Origin of the sequence: Streptomyces sp. R11 (assembly GCF_041051905.1) — a bacterium.
Taxonomy (GTDB): Bacteria; Actinomycetota; Actinomycetes; order Streptomycetales; family Streptomycetaceae; genus Streptomyces.
Genome location: NZ_CP163432.1, coordinates 7,483,744 through 7,506,965, shown reverse-complemented (window position 1 = coordinate 7,506,965; position 23,222 = coordinate 7,483,744). Strand labels below are relative to the sequence as shown.

The following is a 23,222-nucleotide window of genomic DNA, read 5'->3' as shown; positions in this document are numbered from 1 at the left end:
CGGGCGAGTACGGTCTATCGCGGCCAGGTGACGCCTACAAGCGCGTGGCGCATTCCTTCACGCCGCATTCGAGACTCGTGCGCCGTCGTACGCCGTTCGGGGCGCGAGCCGTACGCCCGTGGGGGCGCGAGGGTCAGCGTCGCGGGAGTGTGAGTTCGAACCAGACGGCCTTTCCGGCGCTCGTACGGCTGGTGCCCCACTCGCGGGCGAGCACGCTCACCACACGCAGCCCGCGTCCGGTCTCGTCGTCCGGACCGGCGTTGAGCAGGGTCGGCAGGTCGTGGTCGTCGTCGTCCACCTCGCACAGCAGCGTCTCACCGCGCACGAGGCGCAGCTCCACGGGGCGGCTGTGGGAGTGCCGTACGGCGTTGGTGACAAGCTCGCTGACCAGCAGCTCAGCACTGTCGGCGAGGCGGCGCGACAGGCCCCAGTCGTACAGCTGTTCACGGACGACGGCTCGGGCCCGGCCGACCGCCGCCGGGTCGAGGGCGAGCCGCCATTCGGCGACGTCCTCCGGCTCGATGCCGTTGAGGCGGGCCATCAGCAGGGCCACATCGTCCTTGCGGCCGCCGCGGGTGTTGAGCGCGCGGATGATCGTGTCGCAGGCGTCGTCCATGGACGCGGCCGGATGGGCGGCGGACTCGCACAGCGTCGCGAGCCCGACACCGATGTCTTCACCGCGCACCTCGACCAGTCCGTCGGTGCACATCACGATCCGGTCGCCGGGCCGCACCCGCACGCGTACCGCCTCGAAGGGCACTCCGCCGACGCCGATCGGCGCGCCCGTGGGCAGGTCGAGCAGCTCGCTGTGCCCGTTGTCGGCGCTGACCAGGACGGGCGGGATGTGGCCGGCGTTGGCGATGTGGAGCTCGCCGGCGATCGGGTCGTAGACGGCGTACAGACAGGTCGCGAGGTAGGTGTCGCCGAGGCGCTGGGCGAGGTCGTCGAGGTTGCGCAGCAGCTGCGCGGGCGGCAGGTCGAGGGCGGCCATGGTCTGCACGGCCGTACGCAACTGGCCCATCATGGCGGCCGAGTTGAGGCCGTGCCCCATGACGTCACCGACGACCAGGGCGGTGCGGGCGCCGGGCAGTTTGACGGAGTCGAACCAGTCGCCGCCGACCCGGCCGAGGAGGGTGCCCGGCAGATAGCGGGTGGCGATGTCGCAGCCCGCCATGCGCGGCGGGATGTGCGGCAGCATGCTGTCCTGGAGGGTCTCGGCGACGCTCTCCTGGTACGTGTACATGCGCGCGTTGTCGAGCACGAGGCCCGCCCGGGCGGCGAGTTCGGCGCCGGTGACCCGGTCCATGTCGTTGAACTCGACGCGCTCGGGGTGGCGCAGCAGGATCATGAAGCCGAGCACCACGTCGCGGGCCTTGAGCGGCACGACCAGCATGGAGCGGCCCGCGATGAGCGGCCGGATGTCCCGCTTCTCGAACTGCGAGGCGATGGCGTGCCCCAGCTGCTCGCTGATGCGTGGCACGAGCACGGGGTCGCCGGTGGTCATGCACTGGAAGAACGGTGTGTGCGCCGGGAAGGGCATGGCCTCGCCGACCGGCACGACGTCGTCCCAGCGGCCGGGTTCGTCGGTGTGCTCGAGGGCGACCCGGTGCCACATGGTGGTGGTGTCCGGTACGCCTTCGGGGAATCCCTCACCGGCGACGACCTGTTCGCGCAGATAGGTGCCTGCTACGTCGGTGAAGCGGGGCACCACGGCCTTGCTTACCTCGACGATGGTCCGTGACAGGTCGAGGGAGGTGCCGATGCGGCCGCTGACCTCGTTGAGGAACTCCAGGCGTTCGCGTACGGCGACGTACTCGAGGTCCTCTGCCTCGTCGGTGTACTCCTGCGGTAACGGCAGGCCCTGAGCAGCGGCCCGGGCGGCCCGCTCGCGGCGCGCCCTGCGCTCGACACGCCGCGGCACGCCCCAGTCGGGGGTGACGGGAACCCGGTCGTTCTGGCTGAACTCCAGGACCGGATAGCCGAGTTCGAGGATCTGGCCGACGATGCGGGCGCTCTCCTCGACGCTCATGCTGGGCAGGATCTCGGGGAGCCTGCGGGCGAGTTCGTCGGCGCCGGGGAAGTCGGTGTGCAGGGCGAATCCGGGTGCGACGCGCTCGTAGCCGGTGTCCTCTTCCTGGGCCTCCTGCTGGAGCCGGCCCAAGTCGGCGCCCAGCACGAGCAGTCGCTCCGGGCCGGGTCCCACCAGCGGGTAGGCCCACCACAGGACGTCGACTCGATCACTCCCCCACCCTTCGCGCGGGGGGATTCCCATCTCGCTTCGCTCGGGCACGGTGAGGCGGGCGCGGCCCGCGGCCGGGTAGTACAGGCGCCCGTCGAGTGAGGTCTCAAGATCGTGGCCGAGACCGTCGTAGGCCGAGTAGGCGCCGTACAGCGAGGCGTCGTCGTCCTCGGGCAGCGCGCCGGAGACGGGCAGCAGATCGACGGCCGCGCGTCCGACCGCCTCCTCCTTCGCGGCGCCGAACAGACGGCGTGCGCCGGAGCTCCAGTGCGAGACGAGGCCCTCGCGGTCGACCACGACCACGGCCAGTGGGATCCGTCCGGACGCGGCGTGTTCCGTCACCGCGCCGTCCCTCTCGGTGCCACGGTCCATGGCCCAGGCCCTCTCTCCCCACGGCTCCGCAAGATCTGCGCGCCCACACCACCGTACGGCTCCGGGCCGAAGTGATGTGCGGCAATACGGGAATTGATATGACGAGATCAAGACGTCCCGCGCAGGGGCCGAAAGACCCACTCTCGCCGCGTCCCCGCAGGACAATCCATGTGCCGGTGCGCCGGCTCAGTCCTCGTGCCCCAGCTGAAGATCGCGTTCCGTACGGCCTCCGCCGGCGACCTGGAGCACGGTGGCGACCGGCGGGTAACCCGTGGCGATGACGGTGTACTCGCCGGTGGACAGGTCGACGAACCGGAAGGTCCCGTCGGGGCCCGTGGTGAGCGTGTCCATGACGTTGCCGGCGGCGTCGAGCAGTGTCACACGCGCGTCCTCGACGGGCCGCCCCCCGCCTGCCCGCACGGTGCCCCGCAGCAGGGCGCCGCCGGCGAGTTCGATGTCCTGGCGCGTCTCGCGGGCCGCTTTGACGGTGACGGGGACGGCAGCCGGGCGGAAGGCCGACGCGCTCGCTGCGAGGGTGTACTCGCCGGCGACGAGTTCGGTGATGACATAGCCCCCCTCGCGTCCGCTGCGGGTGGTGGCCACGACCTCGCCCTGCACGTTGGTGAGCGTGACCGTGGCGTCCACGGGCGTGCCGTCCGGGGTGAGCACCCTCCCGGCGAGGCGTCCGGCGCCGCCCAGGACGATGTCCAGGTCGACGGGGCGCTCGCCGACGGTCACGGTGACGGCCTGCGGCTGGTGGCCGCCCGCCGCGGCGATCATGACGTATGACCCCGGACCCGGCGTCGCCAGCGCGTACCGCCCGTCGTCGCCGCTCGCACCGCGCCCGACCTGCTGCCCGCCGATGTCGATGAGCGTGAGTGCCGCGCGCGGTACGACGGTCCCGTCGGGATGCAGCACCAGGCCGCAGACGGGAACTCCGGTGGCGTACTGCGAACGGGCGGGCGGGATCGGGGCGTTCACCGGCGCCGATTCCGTCTCCGAGGCCTGGGCGTTGTGGGACACCAGCGGTTTCTCCTTGAGGAAGAAGGCGATGAGCAGGCCCAGCACGAGCACCGGCACGAGGTAGAGGAAGATCCTCGGCATGGCGTCGGCGTAGGCCTGGATGTAGTCGTCGCGCAACGCCGGGGGCAGGGTGTGGACAAGCTGCGGGGTGATGGACTCGGGGTCGGGCAGCTCGGCGCCCACGCGCGTGGGGAGCCGTTCGGCCAGGGCGTCGGCGAGCCGGTCGGCGAAGAGGGTGCCGAAGATGGCGGCGCCGACGCTGCCACCGATCTGGCGGAAGTAGTTGTTGGCGCTGGTGGCGGTGCCGAGGTCGGCGGGGCGCACGGAGTTCTGCACGGCGAGGACCAGGACCGGCATCACCATGCCGATGCCGGCGCCGAGGACGGCCATCCAGAGGCTGTAGTGCAGTCGGGGCGTGTCGACTTCGAGGCGGGACAGCAGCCACATCCCGAGTGCCGAGAGCGCGCCGCCGAGCACGGTGTAGATCTTGTAGCGGCCGGTGAGGCTGATGAGTTGTCCGCACACGATCGAGGCACCGACGATGCCGCCCATCATCGGCAGCATCAGCAGGCCCGACTCGGTGGCCGTGGCCCCGTCGACCATCTGCAGGTAGGTCGGCAGATAGCTGGCCGCGCCGAACAGGGCGACGCCGATCACCAGGCCGACCAGGCCGGTCACGTTGAAGACGGAGTCCCTGAACAGCCGCAGCGGGATGAGGGGTTCGGCGGCGAAGTGCTCGGCGACGACGAAGAGAACCGTGGCGACGGCCGCTCCCCCGGCGAGGCCGAGGATGACGCGGGAGTCCCAGGCGTACTCGATTCCGCCCCAACTGGTCAGCAGGACCAGGCAGGTGGAGGCGGCGGCGAGCAGGAGGGAGCCGAGGACGTCCAGCCGGGCCTTGGCCTTCGGCTTCGGCAGCTTCAGTACGACGGCCACGACGGCCAGGGTGACGAGGCCGAAGGGGACGTTGATGTAGAAGCACCAGCGCCAGGAGACGTGGTCCGTGAAGTAGCCGCCGAGCAGGGGGCCGGCGACCGAGGCGAGGCCGAACGCGGCGCCGATCAGGCCCATGAAGCGCCCGCGCTCCCTGGCAGGCACGATGTCCGCGATGATCGCCTGGACGCCGATCATGAGGCCGCCCGCGCCGACGCCCTGCACCGCGCGGTAGGCGATGAGCTGGTCCATGGTCTCGGCCCGCCCGGCGAGCGCGGAGCCGACGACGAAGACGACGATCGCGAACTGGAAGACGCCCTTGCGGCCGAGGAGGTCGCCGAGCTTGCCGTAGATCGGCAGTCCGACGGTGGCGGTGAGCAGGTAGGCGGTGATCGCCCAGGACATCTTGTCCAGGCCGTGCAGCTCGCCGACGATCTTCGGCAGCGCGGTGGCGACGATCATCTGCTCCAGCGCGGCCAGCAGCAGCGCGAGCATCAGTGCGAAGAAGACCAACCGCACCCGGCGCGGGCTCAGTTGGGCCTCGGCGCCTTGGGGCGGAGCCTGTGGAGGTGGTGCGGTGACGGTTTCGTCCTGCACCAGAGTCGTGCCGCCCACGTACCGCTCCCCTCGCCGTACCTGCTCACATTTCCCGCATTAGGCGACAACTACGAGCAAGCACGGCGAGTTACGGCACAGTCCCGGACACGGCGGAGATCCACTCGATCCGGTGAGGGAGCCAAGGGCCCCCGGACACCTGGGACTTACTTCTCGACCTCGGTGGCGAGCTTGGCGAGCAGCTCGTCGTAGATCCGGCCGAGGCCCTTGGGCGCGAAGGTCTTCTCGAAGAAGCCGCCGATGCCGCCGGCGCCCTGCCAGGTGGTGGTGACGACGACGAGGCACTTGCCCTCACCGGCCGGGGTGACCCGCCAGGTGGTGACCATGGAGGAGTTGCGGTCCTTCTCGACCAGCTCGCCGTCGGTGGGCTCGCTGACCTCCAGGAGGCAGTCGCGCACACGCTTGCTGGTGGCCTGGAGCTTCCAGTGGACGAGGGTGCCCTCGCCGTCGCCGCCCTCGCGCACCTCGTACTCGCTGAAGTGCCCGGGCAGCAGCTTCTGCCGCGTGCCGCTGTAGTCGGCGAGGGCGTCGAACACCTTCTCCGCGTCCGCCGCGACGACCCGCTCCGTAGTGGCCTCGACCTGCGCCATTGACTTCCTCCAGGACCTGAATTCTCGGGGATTGGAGCAAGCCAACCACCCCGCTGCCGGACCGCCCAAATCGGGGTCCCGATCGGCTCTCCGAACCGATCGCACAGTGATCGAAAACGAAGCTCGGGGATAGGTCGCACGATCAAGGGAACATGTGTTCTATTCTGGGGGCAGTGCTACCGAGGAGGCCTCATGCGCTGGGAGAACCTCACCCTGGAGTCCGACCACAGCCGTGCCGACTCCGCGCTGTTCGGCGCGGACGCGGTGGTCACCCGCACCTTCGACACGCCCGAGTTCGCCGGGATCACGTTCCACGAGATCCGGGCCCGCTCGATCCTCAACCGGGTGCCGGGCGCCTCGCGCATGCCCTTCGAGTGGACGGTCAACCCCTATAGGGGCTGCTCGCACGCGTGTGTGTACTGCTTCGCCCGCAAGACCCACAGCTATCTGGACCTGGACACGGGCCTCGGCTTCGACTCCCAGATCGTGGTCAAGGTGAACGCGCCCGAGCTGCTGCGCCGCCAGCTCGGCTCGCGCCGCTGGCAGGGCGACCACATAGCGATGGGCACGAACGTCGACTGCTACCAGCGCGCGGAGGGCCGCTACCGCCTGATGCCGGGGATCCTCGCCGCCCTGCGCGACCATGCCAACCCGTACTCGATCCTGACCAAGGGCACGCTGATCCTGCGCGACCTGGAGCTGCTGAAGCAGTCCGCCCATGTGACGGACGTCGGCGTCTCCGTCTCGGTCGGCTTCACCGACCCCGAGCTGTGGCGCACCGTGGAGCCGGGCACACCCGCCCCCGAACGCCGCCTGGACGTCGTCCGGACGCTGACCGAGCACGGACTCGGGTGCGGTGTGCTGATGGCGCCGGTGATCCCGTTCCTGAGCGACAGTCCCGCCCAACTGCGGGCCACCGTGCGGGCGATCGCCGCCTCCGGGGCCACCTCGGTCACGCCCCTGGTACTGCATCTGCGTCCCGGGGCACGCGAGTGGTTCATGGCCTGGCTCGGCCGGGAGCATCCGCATCTGGTGCGCCGGTACGAGCGGCTGTACGCGGACGGCGCCTACGCGCCGAAGTGGTACCAGCGCCGGGTCACCCGTCAGGTGCACGACCTGGCGCAGGAGTACGGGATAGGCCCCACGCGCGCCGGGATGCCCCGGCGGATGCGCGAGCCGGAGCCGGCCCCAGCCGAGCACACGGCGTCCGAACCGACTCAGCTCTCACTGCTCTGAGAGCCTTGGCGGGCATTGGGGCGCATTTCTCGGCCCAATGGGGTCAAGTCTTGCCCGATGCAGTTCTTCCAGCGCCCATTCCGGGATGAATGCGGCCGGGATCGTGGCCTTCGCGGTCCCGCACCCTCCGTCCTGGGAGGACCCCATGGGAAAACGCGCAGCCGTGCTGTGCGGCGCCGCCGTCGTCATGGCCTCAACCGTGACGGCCGTCCCCGCCGGAGCGAGCGCCACCGACACCGCGGACACCTTCCAGACCGCACCCCTGACCTGGAAGAAGTGCGGCAACACGAAATACCCGACGCTGCAGTGCGCGTCCCTCGACGTGCCGCTCGACCACACCGAACCGCACGGACGGCAGATCACCCTCGCGCTGTCCCGCGTCCCGCACACCGCGAAGAAGTATCAGGGCCCGCTGCTGGTCAACCCCGGCGGCCCCGGCGGCAGCGGTCTCACGCTCGCCGGATTCGTCGCCTCCGGACTGCCCAAGGCGGTGGCGGCACAGTACGACGTCATCGGCTTCGACCCGCGCGGCGTCGGCAGGAGCAAGCCCGCCGTCAACTGCAAGCCCGGCCACTTCGCCCCGGTGCGTCCGAACTCCCTGCCGAGCACACCGTGGATCGAGCGGGCCAACCTGCTGCGCGCCAAGTCCTTCGCGCGGGCCTGCGGCAAGAAGTACGCGGACGTGCTTCCGCACCTCAACACCGTCAGCGCCGTGCGCGACATGGACCGCATCCGCGCGGCACTCGGGGCGCGGCAGATCAACTACTTCGGTTACTCGTACGGCACCTACCTCGGCGCGGTCTACGCCAAGCTCTTCCCGCAGCGGGTGCGGCGCGCGGCCCTCGACTCGGTCGTCGACCCGACCGGCGTCTGGTACGAGGCCAACCTCGCGCAGGATGTCGCCTTCAACGACCGGCACCGCGCGTTCCTGGCGTGGGTCGCCAAGTACGACCGGACGTACGGGCTCGGCACCGATCCGTCGAGGGTCGAGGCGGCGTGGTACCGGATGCGGGCGGCCCTGGCCAGGACGCCGGCCGGCGAGAAGGTGGGCGCCTCCGAGCTGGAGGACACCTTCCTGCCCGGCGGTTACTACAACGGGTACTGGCCCTACCTCGCCGAGGCGTTCGCCGCGTATGTGAACGACAAGAACGCCGACCCGTTGGTCGAGGCGTACGAGAAGTTCGGCGCCGCCGACGCGTCCGACGAGAACAGCTACAGCATCTATGCCTCCGTGCAGTGCCGGGACGCCGCCTGGTCCCGCGACTGGCAGCAGTGGCGGACGGACAACTGGTCCGTGCACGCGAAGGCGCCGTTCATGACCTGGAACAACGCCTGGTACAACGCGCCGTGCGCGTTCTGGCCGAAGGACCCGCTCCCTGCGGTGAGCATCGCCAACAGCAAGGTGCCACCGGTGCTGCTGTTCCAGTCGACCGACGACGCGGCCACCCCGTACCAGGGCGCCGTCACGGTGCACCGGCAGCTGGCCCGCTCCAGCCTGGTGGTCGAGCGGGGCGGCGGCAACCACGCCGTCACGCTGGGCGGGAACTCCTGCCTGGACAAGCACCTCGCCGCCTACCTCGCCCACGGCACGGTGCCGCGCGGCGCGGGTGAGGTCGACGCGGTGTGCGAGGCGCGGCCCGACCCGAAGCCGCTGAGCTCCAAGGTGGCGTCGGCGGCGGCGCGCGGCGCCGAGCTGCATCGGCTGGTCGGGTTCCGCCACTGAGCGCTCGATCGCCGATCGCCGTCGCCGGGCACCGATCGCCTGACGGTCCGTCGGGGGCGTTGTCAGACCCATGGTCCACCATGGACGCATGAGTGAGCTGACCAGGATTCCCGCCCCCGACGGGGTCGCCCCCGCCGCCCAGTACACACACGTCGTGCTCGGCACCGGCCGCTTCGTCGCCGTCTCCGGCCAGCTCGCCCTCGACGAGGACGGCAAGCTGGTCGGGGAGGGCGACCCCGCGGCGCAGGCACGCCAGGTCTTCGAGAACCTGAAGCGCTGCCTCACCGCGGTCGGCGCGACCTTCGACGACGTCGTCAAGCTCACCTACTTCGTCACGGACATGGCCCACATGCCCGCGCTCCGCACGGCCCGCGCCGAGCACATACCCGACGACCGGCTGCCGGCCGCGTCGGCGGTCCAGGTGGCCGGGCTGGTGCGCCCGGAGTTCCTGATGGAGGTCGAGGCGTTCGCGGTGCTGCCGGCGTAATCGGGGGCAAACCGGGTGACGGGTGACTACGGTGCCGTCATGGATGACGACGGCATACGGATCCGCCCCATGACCCTGGCCGACTGCGACCGCGTCGCCGAGATCCGCGTCGGCGGCTGGCAGACCGCCTACCAGGGCCTGATCCCGCAGTCGTACCTGGACACCCTGGATGTGACCCAGGACGCCGGACGCCGCCGCGCCTACTTCGCGCAGGCCGACAACAGCGTGGTCGACCTGGTCGCCGAGCAGGGCGGTCGGATCGTGGGCTGGGCCTGCCACGGCCCGTACCGTGACGGCGAAGTGCGCACCGACGACGCCGAGTTGTACGCCATCTACGTGGACCCCGGGCAGTACGGCACCGGCATCGGGAAGTCCCTGCTCCAGGAGTCGGTACGCCTGTGTACGGCCGCCGGACATGCCCGCATGCTCCTGTGGGTCCTCAAGGACAACGTCCGCGCCCGGCGCTTCTACGAACGGGGCGGCTTCCGGGCGGACGGGGCCGAGGAGCCCTTCGAGGTGGACGGCGTCGGGGTGCCCGAGGTGCGGTACGTGCGGGCGCTGAGGGCCGGCTGACAGAGGCGTCGCACTTGCGCGTCGCCGTCCGTTCTTGCGCGTTGCCGTCTGCCGGCCGGGGCCTCACCGCTGGTGCGGGATGCGTGCCAGGGCCCGTACCGCCGCCGCCGCGAGGGTCGGGTGGGCCAGGGCCTCGTTCAGGATACGTCTGGCCCGGGTGTCGCCGAGGGTTCCGAGGCCGTCCACGCAGGCGAGGGCCACGCGGCGGTACGGGTCGTGCGGGCGCAGGCGTCGCTCCAGGGTGGTGATCAGGGCGGGCACCGCCTCGGGGGCGCGCAGTTCGACCAGGAGCCGGACCGGGTGCAGGGCGTAGGCGACGCGCAGTTCGTTGGTGGCGAGGGCGGCGGCCGCGCGGGCGGTGCGCGGGTCGCCGAGGCGGGCGAGGGCGTGGGCGGCGGAGGCGCAGCGCTGCGGGTCGCGGTGGTTGAGAAGCAGGACGAGGGCCTCGAAGGCCCGCCGGTCCCCGGCGAGGCCCAGCCGGAACGCGGCCAACTCCCTGGCCCACAGGGGCTGCCCCGGCGCGGTGAGCACGTCGGCCAGTTCGCCCAGGTCCCCGGTCGTCACGAGACGGTCGTACGCGGCCGACGCACCGGACTCCTGCCGTAAGCGCTCCGTGAGTGATCGCAACTCTTCGTCCATGAAGGCGAGCGTATGCAAGCGGCCCGCTTCTCGGGACCTACATCACAAAGACGGGGGCTGGCGTGCTCGTTACCCACCGGTTAAGCTCATACGAGCGAGTCACCCACTCGCACATTTGCTTGCAGCGGCCTGGTGACGCAGCCGCCGCGAGTGCTGGTCGGTTCGGTACATCACGTACCTCAGTACGACTCGGCTCCGGGACAGGGCCGGTCGGATCCTCCGTTCCCCGGGGCGTGTGCACGCCCCTCGGCGACGGCACCGGGCGTGTGCGCCAGTAGCCCGGCAACACCCGCACTCACTCCTCTCCGCACCCGGTGCGCTCACAGTTCGGCCTCGATTGGGCCGGGCTCCGGCGCACCCGGGCGCGCTCCCAGTCGTCACCCTCATTCCTGGAGTCCCGCGATGGCCACTCCCCTGTCCGACACCCCTCTGTCCCCGCTGAAGACCGTTGCCGTCGTCGGCCTCGGCACCATGGGCACCGGCATCGCCGAGGTCCTCGCCAAGGCCGGTCGCGACGTCATCGGCATCGACATCAGCGAGGCCGCGACCGCCACGGCCGTCGCCGCCCTGGAGTCCTCGACCGCCCGCGCCGTGGAGCGCGGCAAACTGACCGAGGACCAGCGCGCGGACGCCCTCGCTCGCGTCCGCACCTCCACCGACCTGCGCGCCGCGGCCGACGCGGACCTGGTCATCGAGGTGGCTCCGGAGTCGTACGAGATCAAGCAGCAGATCTTCCGCGAGCTGGACGGGATCGTGCGCCCCGAGACGATCCTGGCGACCGGCACCAACGCCCTCTCCGTCACGCGGCTGGCCGCCGACTCGGCCCGCCCGGAGCGGGTTCTCGGTCTGCACTTCTTCAACCCGGCGCCCGCGATGCGGCTGGTCGAGGTCGTCTCCTCGGTGCTGACCGCGCCGACCGCCGTCTCCGCGGTCACCAACCTCGCCCTGGACCTCGGCAAGGAGCCCGTCGCGGTGGGCGACCGGCCCGGATTCGTCGCCGACGGGCTGCTGTTCGGCTACCTCAACCAGGCGGCCGCGATGTACGAGGCGAAGTACGCCTCCCGCGAGGACATCGACGCCGCGATGCGGCTGGGCTGCGGACTGCCGATGGGCCCGCTGGCGCTGCTGGACCTGATCGGCATCGACACGGCGCGCACGGTCCTGGACGCGATGTACACCGAGTCCCGCGACCGGCTGCACGCCCCCGCGCCGATCCTCAAGCAGCTCAGCGAGGCGGGCCTGACGGGCCGTAAGTCGGGCCGCGGCTTCTACACGTACGAGGCGCCGGGCAGCGCCACCGTCGTGCGGGACGCGCTGACGCCGCTGGACGGCGCCGCCCTCACGCCGGGCCGCGAGGTCCGCTCGGTCGGTGTCGCGGGCTCCGGCACCATGGCGTCCGGGATCGCGGAGGTCTTCGCCAAGGCCGGCTACGACGTCGTGCTCGCCGCCCGCAGCGAGGAGAAGGCGCAGACCGCGAAGGCCCGTATCGGCAAGTCCCTTTCTCGCTCTGTCGACAAGGGCCGGATGACCGCCGAGGCCGCCGCGCAGACCCTGGACCGGATCACCGCGGCGGGCTCGTACGACGCGTTCGCCGACGTCGATCTGGCGGTCGAGGCCGTCGCCGAGGACCTGGAGATCAAGCGGCAGCTGTTCGCGACGCTGGACAAGGTCTGCAAGCCCGGCGCGGTGCTGGCCACCACCACCTCCTCGCTGCCCGTCGTCGCCTGTGCCCGCGCCACTTCGCGTCCGCAGGACGTGATCGGCATGCACTTCTTCAACCCGGCGCCGGCCATGAAGCTGGTCGAGGTCGTCCGCACGGTCCTGACGGGCGACGACGTCCACGCGACGGTCCGCGAGGTCTGCGGCCGGATCAGGAAGCACGCCGTGGACTGCGGCGACCGGGCCGGATTCATCGTCAACGCGCTGCTGTTCCCGTACCTGAACAACGCGATCAAGATGGTGCAGGAGCACTACGCGACGCTCGACGACATCGACGCGGCGATGAAGCTGGGCGGCGGCTACCCGATGGGGCCGTTCGAACTGCTGGACGTCGTCGGGCTCGATGTGTCCCTCGCGATCGAGAAGGTCCTGCACCGCGAGTTCCGCGACCCGGGCCTGGCTCCGGCGCCGCTGCTGGAGCACCTGGTGGCCGCGGGCTGCCTCGGCCGCAAGACGGGTCGTGGCTTCCGCGAATATGCCCGGCGCTGAGCGGCCCGGGGACTGGTTCGGAGGCGGTCAGGAGTGGGGCGGGCTGCTGGACCCCGGCAGCTCTCCCCCGGCCACCCGGCGCGGCTCGGCCCCGCCCGCCGAACTCGGCTCTCCCCCGCCCGCCGAGGGCGGGGGAAACCCCGTACATGCGCATCAAGCTGCGCACATGCAGTACGTTCGGGTCATGCCCCAGCCCGCCAAGTCCTCACGTACACCAGCCACGCCCGACGCGCCGGAAAGTGCCGCCGGCAGTCGCGCGGCCGCCCAGCGGCTCAAGATGCGCCGCGAACTGGCTGCCGCGGCCATGGAGCTGTTCGCGACCAAGGGGTACGAGGCAACCACTGTCGACGAGATCGCGGCGCAGGCCGGGGTCGCCCGCCGCACGTTCTTCCGCCACTTCCGCTCCAAGGAAGAGGCGATCTTCCCCGACCACGACGACACGCTGATCCGCGCGGAGGCGGTGCTCAACGCGGCACCCGCGCACGAGCACCCGCTCGACACCGTGTGCCGTGGCATCAAGGAAGTCATGAAGATGTACGCGGCCCGGCCGGAGATCTCGGTGGCCCGCTACAAGCTCACGCGCGAGGTGCCCACCCTGCGTGAGGCGGAGATCGCGTCGGTGGCCCGCTATGAGCGCCTGTTCACCCGCTATCTTCTCGGGCACTTCGACGAGCACGCGCACGACGACGACGCCAATGACGACCCGCTGCTGGCGGAGGTCGCCGCGTCGGCCGTGGTCACCGCGCACAACCACGTCCTGCGGCGCTGGCTGCGGGCCGGCGGACAGGGCGACGTGGAGGCACAGCTCGACCACGCCTTCGCGATCGTGCGGCGGACGTTCGGGACAGGGATCGGGGCGGGCCGGGAAACCGCGCCGCGTACGATGCCGGCCTCCGTGGCCGGTCAGGGCGAGGTGCTCGTGACCGTGGCGCGGACCGACGCGCCGCTCGACGAGGTGATGCGCACCATCGAGCAGGCGCTGAAGGAGCGGGCGTAGAGCGTCATCGGGCTTCGGGGACCTCCTGGTGAGGCCTCCACGGGAACCATTTCCCCGACCCGTCCGTCCTCCATGTCGAAGCACGATCTTGATGGTGCGCTTGACGGAAGAGGGTTGCCATGCAGACGAACGACCCGACCAAGCTTCAGGCCACGCTGGCCGACGGGCGGCGCATGACCCTGTCCCTGCCCGCGACGGACGCGAAGTGGGCCGCCGACGGCATCAAGGGCCTGCGCGCCGTCCCGCCCACGCACACGGGCCGCGGCGAGGAACCGCCCGCCCTCCCCGAGGAGCCGGCGCTGCCCCTGCAGGTGGCCCTGCTCGGCCTGGGCGCCTAGCGACCAGCGCCTGTCCGGCGGATCGGGCCGGTCCCGAGCGACAGCCTCGTGCCAGGCCTCGCGACAGAGGCATGACCCGCCGGACCAGGCCCTATCCCGGGCGCAGCCGGACCGACCGGCCCGGGGGCGCACCTCGCCGCCGGGTCCCGGGTCCGCTTCCCCCGTGAGCAGCCCCGCCACCAGCCGTCCCGTCGCCGGGGCCGGCATGTCGTGGCCGGTGTCGAGCAGGATCCGCGGGGCGGCCCGGTACCGGGCCGATGAGGGGCAGGCCGTCGGGGGCATCGGGGGCGCGGCCCCATCCACTCCTGCTCCCGCCGCTCCCATTCGGCGCCCGGCCGGGCAGCCGCCACCAGCGCCTGAACGCGGCCCTGTCGGAAGAGGTCCGGGTCCCGGTCGAACCCCATCGTCCCGGCGGCCATCTCGATGCGTACGCCGAGCGAGGCGCACACCTCCCGGGACCGGACGCCCGCGGCGATCACGACGGCACGCGCTTGGCAGGGCCCCGCGACCGTACGGACCTCGACGCGATCCGTGTCCTCCCGCACCGTCGTCACCCGCGCGCCTCGACCAGTTCGGCTCCATCGCGCCGCCGCCACGAACTGGCCGCTGTCCAACCCCAGTTGACGCTCCACCAGGAACCCGGCCGGGGCGGCGGGCCCGAGGGCGGGCTCCGTCTCGGCCGGCGCCGCACCCCGCGGCACCCACTCCAGCGCGACCGCCGCGCCGAGCCGACGGAAGCCCGCCAGCCCGTGCGCCGCACCCTGGTGCGACGGGCGAGGAGCGGGGCCGGGGCGTCGCCGGCATGCACGACTCGTACCGGGACGCCGCGCCGGCACTGCGTGCCGGTTCACGACTGGAGCCGGTGGGCCGCGTGTTCACGGTGACCGACCTGCGGGTGCCACAGCTCGCCGCCTCGGTCGTACGGCGGGAGACGCTGATCACCTGGGCGGAGTGCGGCTACCCGTTCGTCCGGACCGCCGAGCGCCTCGTCGTCCACCGCGACACCCTGCTCCACCGACTGACGACGACTGGTGACCGATAGCGCCCGATTAACACCTACTCGTCGGTAGCTTTGATCGATCATCGCTCATTTGTTACGTAAAGATTTCATCTGAGAGCAAGTTCTGGCACCCAGTGCCTTGCCACGTGACACGCCGTGCCATACGTTGAAAGTGTCCGGGCGGCCGGCGTGCAGAGACCTTTCGTACGTCGGCTGTCCCCGCAAGCTCCTCCCGGGGCCTGCGCGCCCGGGCGCCTGCGTCACAGGCAACCTCCCGCGCCACAAAGCGCTGCCGAACAGCACAACAGCCGAACCGACGGCAACCACCAAATCCCTCAGCAGCACCGACGTAACCCTCAGCACCCCTCCCTCAGGGTGCGTATCGCCGGAGGCAACACCGTGACCGTGAAGGACATCCTCGACGCGATCCAGTCGCCGGACTCCACGCCCGCCGACTTCGCCGCCATGCCGCTCCCCGAGTCGTACCGCGCGATCACCGTGCACAAGGACGAGACGGAGATGTTCGCGGGCCTGGAGACCCGCGACAAGGACCCGCGCAAGTCGATCCACCTCGACGACGTCCCGCTGCCCGAGCTCGGCCCGGGTGAGGCCCTGGTGGCCGTCATGGCCTCCTCGGTCAACTACAACTCGGTGTGGACGTCGATCTTCGAGCCGCTGTCGACCTTCGGGTTCCTGGAGCGCTACGGCCGCACCAACGACCTGGCCAAGCGCCACGACCTGCCGTACCACATCATCGGCTCCGACCTCGCGGGCGTCGTCCTGCGCACCGGCCCGGGCGTCAACGCCTGGAAGCCCGGTGACGAGGTCGTCGCGCACTGTCTGTCCGTCGAGATGGAGTCCAGCGACGGCCACAACGACACGATGCTCGACCCCGAGCAGCGGATCTGGGGCTTCGAGACGAACTTCGGCGGCCTCGCGGAGATCGCCCTCGTCAAGTCCAACCAGCTGATGCCCAAGCCGGGTCACCTCAGCTGGGAGGAGGCAGCCGCTCCGGGCCTGGTCAACTCCACCGCGTACCGCCAGCTGGTCTCCCGCAACGGCGCCGGCATGAAGCAGGGCGACAACGTCCTGATCTGGGGCGCGAGCGGCGGACTCGGGTCGTACGCCACGCAGTTCGCACTGGCCGGTGGCGCCAACCCGATCTGTGTCGTCTCCAGCGACCAGAAGGCGGACATCTGCCGCTCGATGGGCGCCGAGGCGATCATCGACCGCAACGCCGAGGGCTACAAGTTCTGGAAGGACGAGCAGACCCAGGACCCGAAGGAGTGGAAGCGCTTCGGCAAGCGCATCCGCGAGCTGACCGGCGGCGAGGACATCGACATCGTCTTCGAGCACCCGGGCCGCGAGACCTTCGGCGCCTCGGTCTTCGTCACCCGCAAGGGCGGCACCATCACGACCTGTGCCTCGACCTCGGGCTACATGCACGAGTACGACAACCGCTACCTGTGGATGTCGCTGAAGCGGATCATCGGCTCGCACTTCGCCAACTACCGCGAGGCCTGGGAGGCCAACCGGCTCATCGCGAAGGGCAAGATCCACCCGACGCTGTCGAAGGTGTACTCGCTGGAGGACACCGGCCAGGCGGCCTACGACGTGCACCGCAACCTCCACCAGGGCAAGGTCGGCGTCCTGTGCCTCGCCCCCGAGGAAGGTCTCGGCGTGCGCGACGAGGAGATGCGCGCCCAGCACATCGACGCCATCAACCGCTTCCGCAACATCTGAGACACCCGAGGTCATAGATGACTGAGCGTCAGCCCGCCGAAGGCAAGCGGGAGAAGGACCGGCCGTGGCTCATGCGCACGTACGCCGGTCACTCCACGGCCGAGGCGTCCAACGAGTTGTACCGGCGCAACCTCGCCAAGGGCCAGACCGGTCTGTCGGTCGCGTTCGACCTGCCGACGCAGACCGGCTACGACTCCGACCACATCCTCGCCCGCGGCGAGGTCGGCCGGGTCGGCGTACCGGTGGCCCATCTCGGTGACATGCGCCGGCTGTTCCAGGACATCCCCCTGGAGCAGATGAACACCTCGATGACGATCAACGCCACCGCCATGTGGCTGCTGGCGCTCTACCAGGTCGTCGCCGAGGAGCAGGGCGCGGACATCACCAAGCTCCAGGGCACGACCCAGAACGACATCGTCAAGGAGTACCTCTCGCGGGGGACCCATGTCTTCCCGCCGGGGCCCTCACTCCGGCTGACGACGGACATGATCACGTACACGGTCTCCCACATCCCGAAGTGGAACCCGATCAACATCTGCAGCTACCACCTGCAGGAGGCGGGCGCCACACCGGTCCAGGAGATCGCGTACGCGATGTCCACCGCGATCGCGGTTCTCGATGCAGTACGCGACTCAGGGCAGGTCCCCGCCGAGAAGTTCGGGGACGTCGTGGCCCGTATCTCCTTCTTCGTGAACGCGGGCGTCCGCTTCATCGAGGAGATGTGCAAGATGCGGGCGTTCGGGCGGATCTGGGATCAGGTCACGCGCGAGCGTTACGGCATCGAGAACCCCAAGCAGCGCCGCTTCCGGTACGGCGTCCAGGTCAACTCCCTCGGTCTGACCGAGGCGCAGCCGGAGAACAACGTCCAGCGGATCGTCCTCGAGATGCTGGCCGTGACCCTCTCGAAGGACGCACGCGCGCGTGCCGTGCAGCTGCCCGCCTGGAACGAGGCGCTGGGTCTGCCCCGGCCCTGGGACCAGCAGTGGTCGCTGCGTATCCAGCAGGTGCTGGCGCACGAGAGCGATCTGCTGGAGTACGAGGACATCTTCGACGGCTCGCACGTCATCGAGGCGAAGGTGAGCAAGCTCGTCGAGGAGTCCCTCGCGGAGATCGAGCGGATTCAGGAGATGGGCGGCGCGATGGCCGCCGTCGAGTCCGGCTACCTCAAGTCGCAGCTGGTCTCCTCGCACGCCGAGCGCCGGGCCCGGATCGAGTCCGGGCAGGAGAAGATCATCGGCGTCAACATCTTCGAGACGACCGAGCCGAACCCGCTGACGGCCGACCTCGACACGGCCATCCAGACGGTCGACCCGGCCGTCGAGGCCCGTGTCATCGGCTCCCTCGAGCACTGGCGCGACACCCGCTACCAGCCGCCCTTCAACCACCCGCGTCCCTGCAAGGCGCTGGACCGGCTGAAGGAGGCCGCCAAGGGCACCGACAACCTCATGGAGGCCACCCTGGAGTGCGCCCGCGCCGGTGTCACGACCGGCGAGTGGGCCGGGGCGCTGCGCGAGGTGTTCGGGGAGTTCCGGGCGCCGACGGGCGTGTCGTCGGCGCCGGTCGCCGTCCCCGCGGAGGAGGGCTCGGCCATGGCCGACGTCCGCCGCAGGGTCGACCTGACGGCGAAGGACCTGGGCGTTGGCAAGCTGCGGTTCCTGGTCGGCAAGCCCGGCCTGGACGGGCACTCCAACGGCGCCGAGCAGATCGCCGTACGGGCGCGTGACGCCGGCTTCGAGGTGGTCTACCAGGGCATCCGCCTGACGCCCGAGCAGATCGTGGACGCGGCCCTCGCGGAGGACGTGCACGCGGTCGGCCTGTCCATCCTGTCCGGCTCGCACGCGCAGCTCGTGCCGGACGTGCTGGATCGCCTTCGTGTGGCCGGTGCCACAGAGATACCTGTCATCGCCGGTGGGATCATCCCCAATGGCGACGCCGAGCAGCTGAGGGCCGCGGGTGTGGCCGCCGTCTTCACCCCGAAGGACTTCGACATCACCGGGATCATCGGCCGCATCGTCGACGAGATCCGGAAAGCGAACAAGCTCGACCCCCTGGAGGTCCCCGCATGACCGTCAACCGTCTGCGTCCCCGCCGCTCGTGTCTCGCGGTCCCGGGAAGCAACCCCCGCTTCCTGGAGAAGGCGCAGGGCCTGCCGGCGGACCAGGTCTTCCTCGACCTGGAGGACGCGTGCGCCCCGCTCGCCAAGCCCGAGGCGCGGCACACCATCGTCAAGTTCCTCAACGAGGGCGACTGGACGGGCAAGACGAGGGTCGTGCGCGTCAACGACTGGACGACCGAGTGGACGTACCGCGATGTCGTGACCGTCGTCGAGGGGGCCGGCCAGAACCTCGACTGCATCATGCTGCCGAAGGTGCAGACCGCCCAGCAGGTCGTCGCCCTCGACCTCCTGCTGACGCAGATCGAGAAGACGATGGGCTTCGAGGTCGGCAAGATCGGCATCGAGGCGCAGATCGAGAACGCCCAGGGCCTGAACAACGTCAACGAGATCGCGACGGCCTCCCAGCGCGTCGAGACCATCATCTTCGGCCCGGCCGACTTCATGGCGTCCATCAACATGAAGTCGCTGGTCGTGGGCGAGCAGCCGCCCGGCTACCCGGCGGACGCCTACCACTACATCCTGATGAAGATCCTGATGGCCGCCCGCGCCAACAACCTCCAGGCGATCGACGGCCCCTACCTCCAGATCCGCAACATCGACGGGTACCGCGAGGTCGCCCAGCGCGCCGCCGCGCTCGGCTTCGACGGCAAGTGGGTGCTGCACCCGGGCCAGGTCGAGGCGTCCAACGAGATCTTCTCGCCCTCGCAGGAGGACTACGACCACGCCGAGCTGATCCTGGACGCGTACGACTACTACACGTCCGAGGCGGGCGGCAAGAAGGGCTCGGCGATGCTCGGCGACGAGATGATCGACGAGGCCAGCCGCAAGATGGCGCTGGTCATCTCCGGCAAGGGCCGCGCGGCGGGCATGCAGCGCACCAGCAAGTTCGAGATCCCGGAGGCCTGAGCGCGATGCAGTTCGGACGCACCTACGAGGAGTTCGAGGTCGGGGCGACGTACAAGCACTGGCCGGGCAAGACGGTCACGGAGTACGACGACCATCTGTTCTGTCTCCTCACCATGAACCACCACCCGCTCCACATGGACACGAACTATGCGGAGAAGACGACGGATTTCGGCAAGAACGTCGTCGTCGGGAACTACATCTACTCCCTGCTGCTCGGCATGAGCGTGCCGGACATCTCCGGCAAGGCGATCGCCAACCTGGAGATCGAGTCGCTCAAGCACGTGGCGCCGACCTTCCACGGCGACACGGTCTACGGCCAGACGACGGTGCTCGACAAGTGGCCGTCGAAGTCGAAGAACGACCGCGGGATCGTCTACGTCGAGACCAAGGGCTACAAGCAGGACGGCACGCTGGTCTGCGTGTTCCGCCGCAAGGTGATGGTGCCGACCGAGACGTACATCAAGGAGCGCGGCGGCGAGCAGCCGGGCCGCCCCGAGCTCAAGGAGCAGGAGAAGTAACCATGGCGCGACTCGCCCAGACCGCCGGTCTGACCGACATCCAGCAGGAGATCCTCTCCACCGTCCGCGACTTCGTGGACAAGGAGATCATCCCGGTCGCCACCGAGCTGGAGCACCGCGACGAGTACCCCCAGCAGATCGTCGACGGTCTGAAGGAGTTGGGCCTGTTCGGCCTGATGATTCCCGAGGAGTACGGCGGTCTGGGCGAGTCGCTCCTGACGTACGCGCTGTGCGTGGAGGAGATCGCCCGCGGCTGGATGTCGGTGTCCGGCATCATCAACACCCACTTCATCGTGGCGTACATGCTCAAGCAGCACGGCACGCAGGAGCAGAAGGACCACTTCCTGCCGCGCATGGCGGCCGGCGACATCCGCGGCGCCTTCTCGATGTCGGAGCCGGGCCTGGGCTCCGACGTGTCGGCCATCACGTCGAAGGCGGTGAAGGACGGCGAGGAGTACGTCCTCAACGGCCAGAAGATGTGGCTGACGAACGGCGGAACGTCCTCTCTGGTCGCCGTTCTGGTCCGAAGTGACGAAGGACACCCCGAGGGCACCGCGCCCCACAAGTCGATGACGACCTTCCTCGTCGAGAAGGAGCCCGGCTTCGGAGAGGTCCGCCCCGGCCTCACCATCCCCGGCAAGATCGACAAGATGGGCTACAAGGGCGTCGACACGACCGAGCTCATCATGGACGGCCTGCGCATTCCGGCCAATCGGGTGCTCGGCGGCGTCACCGGCCGAGGTTTTTACCAAATGATGGACGGCGTCGAGGTCGGCCGCGTCAACGTGGCGGCGCGTGGCTGTGGCGTCGCTCAGCGTGCTTTCGAACTCGGTGTCCGGTACGCCCAGCAGCGTCATACCTTCGGCAAGCCGATCGCCCAGCACCAGGCCATCCAGTTCAAGCTGGCCGAGATGGCTACCAAGGTCGAGGCGGCGCATGCCATGATGGTGAACGCGGCACGCAAAAAGGACTCCGGGGAGCGAAACGACCTCGAGGCTGGGATGGCGAAGTACCTCGCCTCCGAGTACTGCAAGGAGGTCGTCGAAGACGCCTTCCGGATCCACGGCGGCTACGGCTTCTCCAAGGAGTACGAGATCGAGCGCCTCTACCGAGAGGCTCCGATGCTGCTTATCGGTGAAGGTACCGCCGAGATCCAGAAAATGATCATCGGTCGCAGGCTGCTCGAAGAGTATCGGTTCCAGGGATAGATGTACGGGTTCGGGGTGTTTTCTTCGAGAAGAAGATCACACCCCGTCAACACTCTTCAGCCGCCGACTCGGCTTCCTGGCTTGCCCAGTTGTGGCCCGCGACCGGTACGATCCCCGGAAAGCCGCCGTCCCCCGTCGAAGCGCGGCATCATCCGCTACGAAGGTCATCCATGCCCCACAGCCAAACCTCTGCACCTCGCGACAGCCGGGCCGGCGTACGCCTCGCGCGCGGAGCATCGCCGTGGCTTCTCCCGACCGTCGCCACCGCAGCCCTCAGCCTGGCCCGCGCACGCCGCTCCGGCGTCGCCAAGGCCGTGGCCGTGCCCGCCACCGCGCTCGCGGCGGGCATGCTGTGGTTCTTCCGCGACCCCGAGCGCGAGATCGCGCAGGGCCGGGTCATCTCTCCCGCCGACGGTGTGGTGCAGAGCATCATGCCGTGGAAGGACGGCCGCACCCGCGTCGCGATCTTCATGAGCCCGCTCAACGTCCACGTCAACCGTGCGCCCCTCTCCGGCACGGTCACGTCCGTGGAGCACATCCCTGGCGGGTTCGTTCCGGCGTTCAACAAGGAGAGCGAGAACAACGAGCGCGTAGTCTGGCATTTCGACACCGAACTCGGCGACATCGAAATGATCCAGATCGCCGGCGCGGTGGCCCGTCGCATCGTCCCCTACATCCCGCAGGGCACGAAGGTCGAGCAGGGCGACCGTATCGGTCTGATCCGCTTCGGCTCGCGTGTCGACATCTACCTGCCCGAGGGCGTGGAGGTCGCGGTCGAGGTCGGGCAGAAGACCGTGGCTGGGGTGACTCGCATTGACCGTGATTGATCCTGAGACACAGCCGGGCTGGGTGCCCGAGGCCGACGAGGTCGACGAAGAGGAGGAGATGCCTCTTTCTCTCCGCCTGTCGATAGCGGACACCCTCACCCTCGGCAACGCCACGTGCGGCTTCATGGCGGTGTACTTCACCACCACCGGCATCCTGATCCCGCACCTCACCGGCAGCCAGGAAACCGGCATGGCCCGCCACAGCGCGGCCACGGCGGTCATCCTGATGCTCTGCGCGGCGGTCTTCGACCTGTTCGACGGCCTGGTCGCGAGGAAGCTCCGCTCCTCCCCGATGGGCGCGGAGCTGGACAACCTCTCCGACCTGATCAGCTTCGGTCTGGCCCCGGCGTACTTCGTCCTGGTCTACGGCATGGTCGCCGACGACGCGCACCAGCGGGTGGCGGCGGTCGGCGCGATCGTCGTGCTGCTCGCGGTGGTGCTGAGACTCGCGCGCTTCTCCTGTGTGACGCCTCCGAACGGCATGTTCCAGGGCATGCCGTCGCCGTTCGGCGCGCTGACGGTGGTCTCGATCGTCCTGCTGGAGCTGCCGTTCGTGGCGACCCTGCTGGCGATCCTGGGCACGGCCTGGCTGATGGTGAGCCGGGTCGAGTACCCCAAGCCGCGCGGCCGCCTGGCCGTGGCGATGCTGGGCTGGATCGTGGTCAGTATGGGTCTGCTCGCCGCCTGGGCCTTCGACGCTCCGAGCGGCCAGCTCCTGCTCCAGACGGGCTGCGCGCTGCAGCTGGTCACGGGCGCGGTCATCCCCCTGTTCGCCACGGCCCGCCGGGTGAACAACTTCCGCGACAACCGGCGTGAGGCACGGGCGGCACAGCCGTAACGCTCCGCTGAGTGGGGCCCCGGACCGGGTTGGTTCGGGGCCCTTCGCTTTGTCCGCACCCGGGGGGGGGAGCCGAGGTCCCTGGAGGCTGCC

19 protein-coding genes are annotated in these 23,222 nt (G+C 69.9%); 15 read left to right on the top strand and 4 right to left on the bottom strand.

From position 1 onward, the window contains the following. Positions 1-133 precede the first annotated feature (133 nt). The 3 genes from AB5J55_RS34570 to AB5J55_RS34560 all read right to left on the bottom strand — a co-directional run bounded on the left by AB5J55_RS34570 (position 134) and on the right by AB5J55_RS34560 (position 5,772). Positions 134-2,611 (bottom strand): SpoIIE family protein phosphatase, encoded by a 2,478-nt coding sequence (locus AB5J55_RS34570; RefSeq protein ID WP_369274367.1) that lies wholly within the window; start codon positions 2,609-2,611, stop codon positions 134-136. 186 nt (positions 2,612-2,797) lie between these two features. Further along, on the bottom strand, positions 2,798-5,182 hold the full coding sequence (locus AB5J55_RS34565) for an MFS transporter (RefSeq protein WP_369274366.1): 2,385 nt from the start codon (positions 5,180-5,182) through the stop codon (positions 2,798-2,800). Positions 5,183-5,328: 146 nt separating this feature from the next. After that, positions 5,329-5,772 (bottom strand): SRPBCC family protein, encoded by a 444-nt coding sequence (locus AB5J55_RS34560; protein WP_369274365.1) that lies wholly within the window; start codon positions 5,770-5,772, stop codon positions 5,329-5,331. A 192-nt stretch (positions 5,773-5,964) separates the two neighbouring features. On the opposite strand from AB5J55_RS34560, the gene AB5J55_RS34555 reads away from it, so the two are divergent. The 4 genes from AB5J55_RS34555 (at position 5,965) to AB5J55_RS34540 (ending at position 9,791) form a co-directional block, all read left to right on the top strand. Further along, complete coding sequence (locus AB5J55_RS34555; protein ID WP_369274364.1) at positions 5,965-7,008, top strand: Rv2578c family radical SAM protein; 1,044 nt, start codon at positions 5,965-5,967, stop codon at positions 7,006-7,008. 145 nt (positions 7,009-7,153) lie between these two features. Continuing rightward, on the top strand, positions 7,154-8,731 hold the full coding sequence (locus AB5J55_RS34550) for an alpha/beta hydrolase (protein WP_369274363.1): 1,578 nt from the start codon (positions 7,154-7,156) through the stop codon (positions 8,729-8,731). Between the two features lie 88 nt (positions 8,732-8,819). Beyond that, a complete protein-coding gene (locus tag AB5J55_RS34545; RefSeq protein ID WP_369274362.1) occupies positions 8,820-9,218 on the top strand; it encodes a RidA family protein in 399 nt (132 codons plus the stop codon). A 39-nt stretch (positions 9,219-9,257) separates the two neighbouring features. Next, on the top strand, positions 9,258-9,791 hold the full coding sequence (locus tag AB5J55_RS34540; RefSeq protein WP_369274361.1) for an N-acetyltransferase family protein: 534 nt from the start codon (positions 9,258-9,260) through the stop codon (positions 9,789-9,791). A gap of 63 nt (positions 9,792-9,854) precedes the next feature. Here the strand turns inward: AB5J55_RS34540 and AB5J55_RS34535 are convergent, their stop codons facing one another. Next, a complete protein-coding gene (locus AB5J55_RS34535; RefSeq protein ID WP_369274360.1) occupies positions 9,855-10,430 on the bottom strand; it encodes an adenylosuccinate lyase in 576 nt (191 codons plus the stop codon). 402 nt (positions 10,431-10,832) lie between these two features. On the opposite strand from AB5J55_RS34535, the gene AB5J55_RS34530 reads away from it, so the two are divergent. The 11 genes from AB5J55_RS34530 to pssA all read left to right on the top strand — a co-directional run bounded on the left by AB5J55_RS34530 (position 10,833) and on the right by pssA (position 23,129). After that, positions 10,833-12,638, top strand: a complete 1,806-nt coding sequence (locus AB5J55_RS34530) for a 3-hydroxyacyl-CoA dehydrogenase family protein (RefSeq protein WP_369274359.1) — start codon at positions 10,833-10,835, stop codon at positions 12,636-12,638. 184 nt (positions 12,639-12,822) lie between these two features. Next, a complete protein-coding gene (locus AB5J55_RS34525) occupies positions 12,823-13,635 on the top strand; it encodes a TetR family transcriptional regulator (protein ID WP_369274358.1) in 813 nt (270 codons plus the stop codon). Between the two features lie 119 nt (positions 13,636-13,754). Then, a complete protein-coding gene (locus AB5J55_RS34520) occupies positions 13,755-13,973 on the top strand; it encodes a hypothetical protein (protein ID WP_369274357.1) in 219 nt (72 codons plus the stop codon). Between the two features lie 802 nt (positions 13,974-14,775). Then, positions 14,776-15,015, top strand: a complete 240-nt coding sequence (locus AB5J55_RS34515; protein WP_369274356.1) for a hypothetical protein — start codon at positions 14,776-14,778, stop codon at positions 15,013-15,015. 363 nt (positions 15,016-15,378) lie between these two features. Next, positions 15,379-16,716 carry a crotonyl-CoA carboxylase/reductase gene (ccrA, locus tag AB5J55_RS34510; RefSeq protein ID WP_369276370.1) on the top strand — a complete coding sequence of 446 codons (1,338 nt, stop codon included), beginning with the start codon at positions 15,379-15,381 and terminating at the stop codon, positions 16,714-16,716. Between the two features lie 17 nt (positions 16,717-16,733). Further along, on the top strand, positions 16,734-18,782 hold the full coding sequence (locus AB5J55_RS34505; protein WP_369274355.1) for a protein meaA: 2,049 nt from the start codon (positions 16,734-16,736) through the stop codon (positions 18,780-18,782). Further along, a complete protein-coding gene (locus tag AB5J55_RS34500) occupies positions 18,779-19,738 on the top strand; it encodes a CoA ester lyase (protein WP_062716550.1) in 960 nt (319 codons plus the stop codon). The genes AB5J55_RS34505 and AB5J55_RS34500 overlap by 4 nt, the downstream gene beginning before the upstream one ends. Positions 19,739-19,743: 5 nt before the next feature. Continuing rightward, entirely contained in the window at positions 19,744-20,256 is a 513-nt protein-coding gene (locus AB5J55_RS34495) for a MaoC family dehydratase (protein WP_031136470.1), read from the top strand. A gap of 2 nt (positions 20,257-20,258) precedes the next feature. Then, positions 20,259-21,464: an acyl-CoA dehydrogenase family protein gene (locus AB5J55_RS34490; RefSeq protein WP_147995852.1), complete on the top strand. Its 1,206-nt coding sequence runs from the start codon at positions 20,259-20,261 to the stop codon at positions 21,462-21,464. Positions 21,465-21,634: 170 nt separating this feature from the next. Further along, positions 21,635-22,291 (top strand): phosphatidylserine decarboxylase, encoded by a 657-nt coding sequence (locus tag AB5J55_RS34485; protein ID WP_048579466.1) that lies wholly within the window; start codon positions 21,635-21,637, stop codon positions 22,289-22,291. Next, positions 22,278-23,129 (top strand): CDP-diacylglycerol--serine O-phosphatidyltransferase, encoded by an 852-nt coding sequence (gene pssA, locus AB5J55_RS34480; RefSeq protein ID WP_369274354.1) that lies wholly within the window; start codon positions 22,278-22,280, stop codon positions 23,127-23,129. Before AB5J55_RS34485 ends, pssA begins: the two co-directional genes overlap by 14 nt. The last annotated feature ends 93 nt before the right edge of the window (positions 23,130-23,222 follow it).

Excerpts from the sequence above, each read along its gene's own strand:
- AB5J55_RS34570 (WP_369274367.1), bottom strand. The coding sequence starts at position 2,611 with ATGGACCGTGGCACCGAGAGGGACGGCGCGGTGACGGAACACGCCGCG.
- AB5J55_RS34560 (WP_369274365.1), bottom strand. The coding sequence starts at position 5,772 with ATGGCGCAGGTCGAGGCCACTACGGAGCGGGTCGTCGCGGCGGACGCG.
- AB5J55_RS34555 (WP_369274364.1), top strand. The coding sequence starts at position 5,965 with ATGCGCTGGGAGAACCTCACCCTGGAGTCCGACCACAGCCGTGCCGAC.
- AB5J55_RS34550 (WP_369274363.1), top strand. The coding sequence starts at position 7,154 with ATGGGAAAACGCGCAGCCGTGCTGTGCGGCGCCGCCGTCGTCATGGCC.
- AB5J55_RS34545 (WP_369274362.1), top strand. The coding sequence starts at position 8,820 with ATGAGTGAGCTGACCAGGATTCCCGCCCCCGACGGGGTCGCCCCCGCC.
- AB5J55_RS34540 (WP_369274361.1), top strand. The coding sequence starts at position 9,258 with ATGGATGACGACGGCATACGGATCCGCCCCATGACCCTGGCCGACTGC.
- AB5J55_RS34535 (WP_369274360.1), bottom strand. The coding sequence starts at position 10,430 with ATGGACGAAGAGTTGCGATCACTCACGGAGCGCTTACGGCAGGAGTCC.
- AB5J55_RS34530 (WP_369274359.1), top strand. The coding sequence starts at position 10,833 with ATGGCCACTCCCCTGTCCGACACCCCTCTGTCCCCGCTGAAGACCGTT.
- AB5J55_RS34525 (WP_369274358.1), top strand. The coding sequence starts at position 12,823 with ATGCCCCAGCCCGCCAAGTCCTCACGTACACCAGCCACGCCCGACGCG.
- AB5J55_RS34520 (WP_369274357.1), top strand. The coding sequence starts at position 13,755 with ATGCAGACGAACGACCCGACCAAGCTTCAGGCCACGCTGGCCGACGGG.
- AB5J55_RS34515 (WP_369274356.1), top strand. The coding sequence starts at position 14,776 with ATGCACGACTCGTACCGGGACGCCGCGCCGGCACTGCGTGCCGGTTCA.
- AB5J55_RS34505 (WP_369274355.1), top strand. The coding sequence starts at position 16,734 with ATGACTGAGCGTCAGCCCGCCGAAGGCAAGCGGGAGAAGGACCGGCCG.
- AB5J55_RS34500 (WP_062716550.1), top strand. The coding sequence starts at position 18,779 with ATGACCGTCAACCGTCTGCGTCCCCGCCGCTCGTGTCTCGCGGTCCCG.
- AB5J55_RS34495 (WP_031136470.1), top strand. The coding sequence starts at position 19,744 with ATGCAGTTCGGACGCACCTACGAGGAGTTCGAGGTCGGGGCGACGTAC.
- AB5J55_RS34490 (WP_147995852.1), top strand. The coding sequence starts at position 20,259 with ATGGCGCGACTCGCCCAGACCGCCGGTCTGACCGACATCCAGCAGGAG.
- AB5J55_RS34485 (WP_048579466.1), top strand. The coding sequence starts at position 21,635 with ATGCCCCACAGCCAAACCTCTGCACCTCGCGACAGCCGGGCCGGCGTA.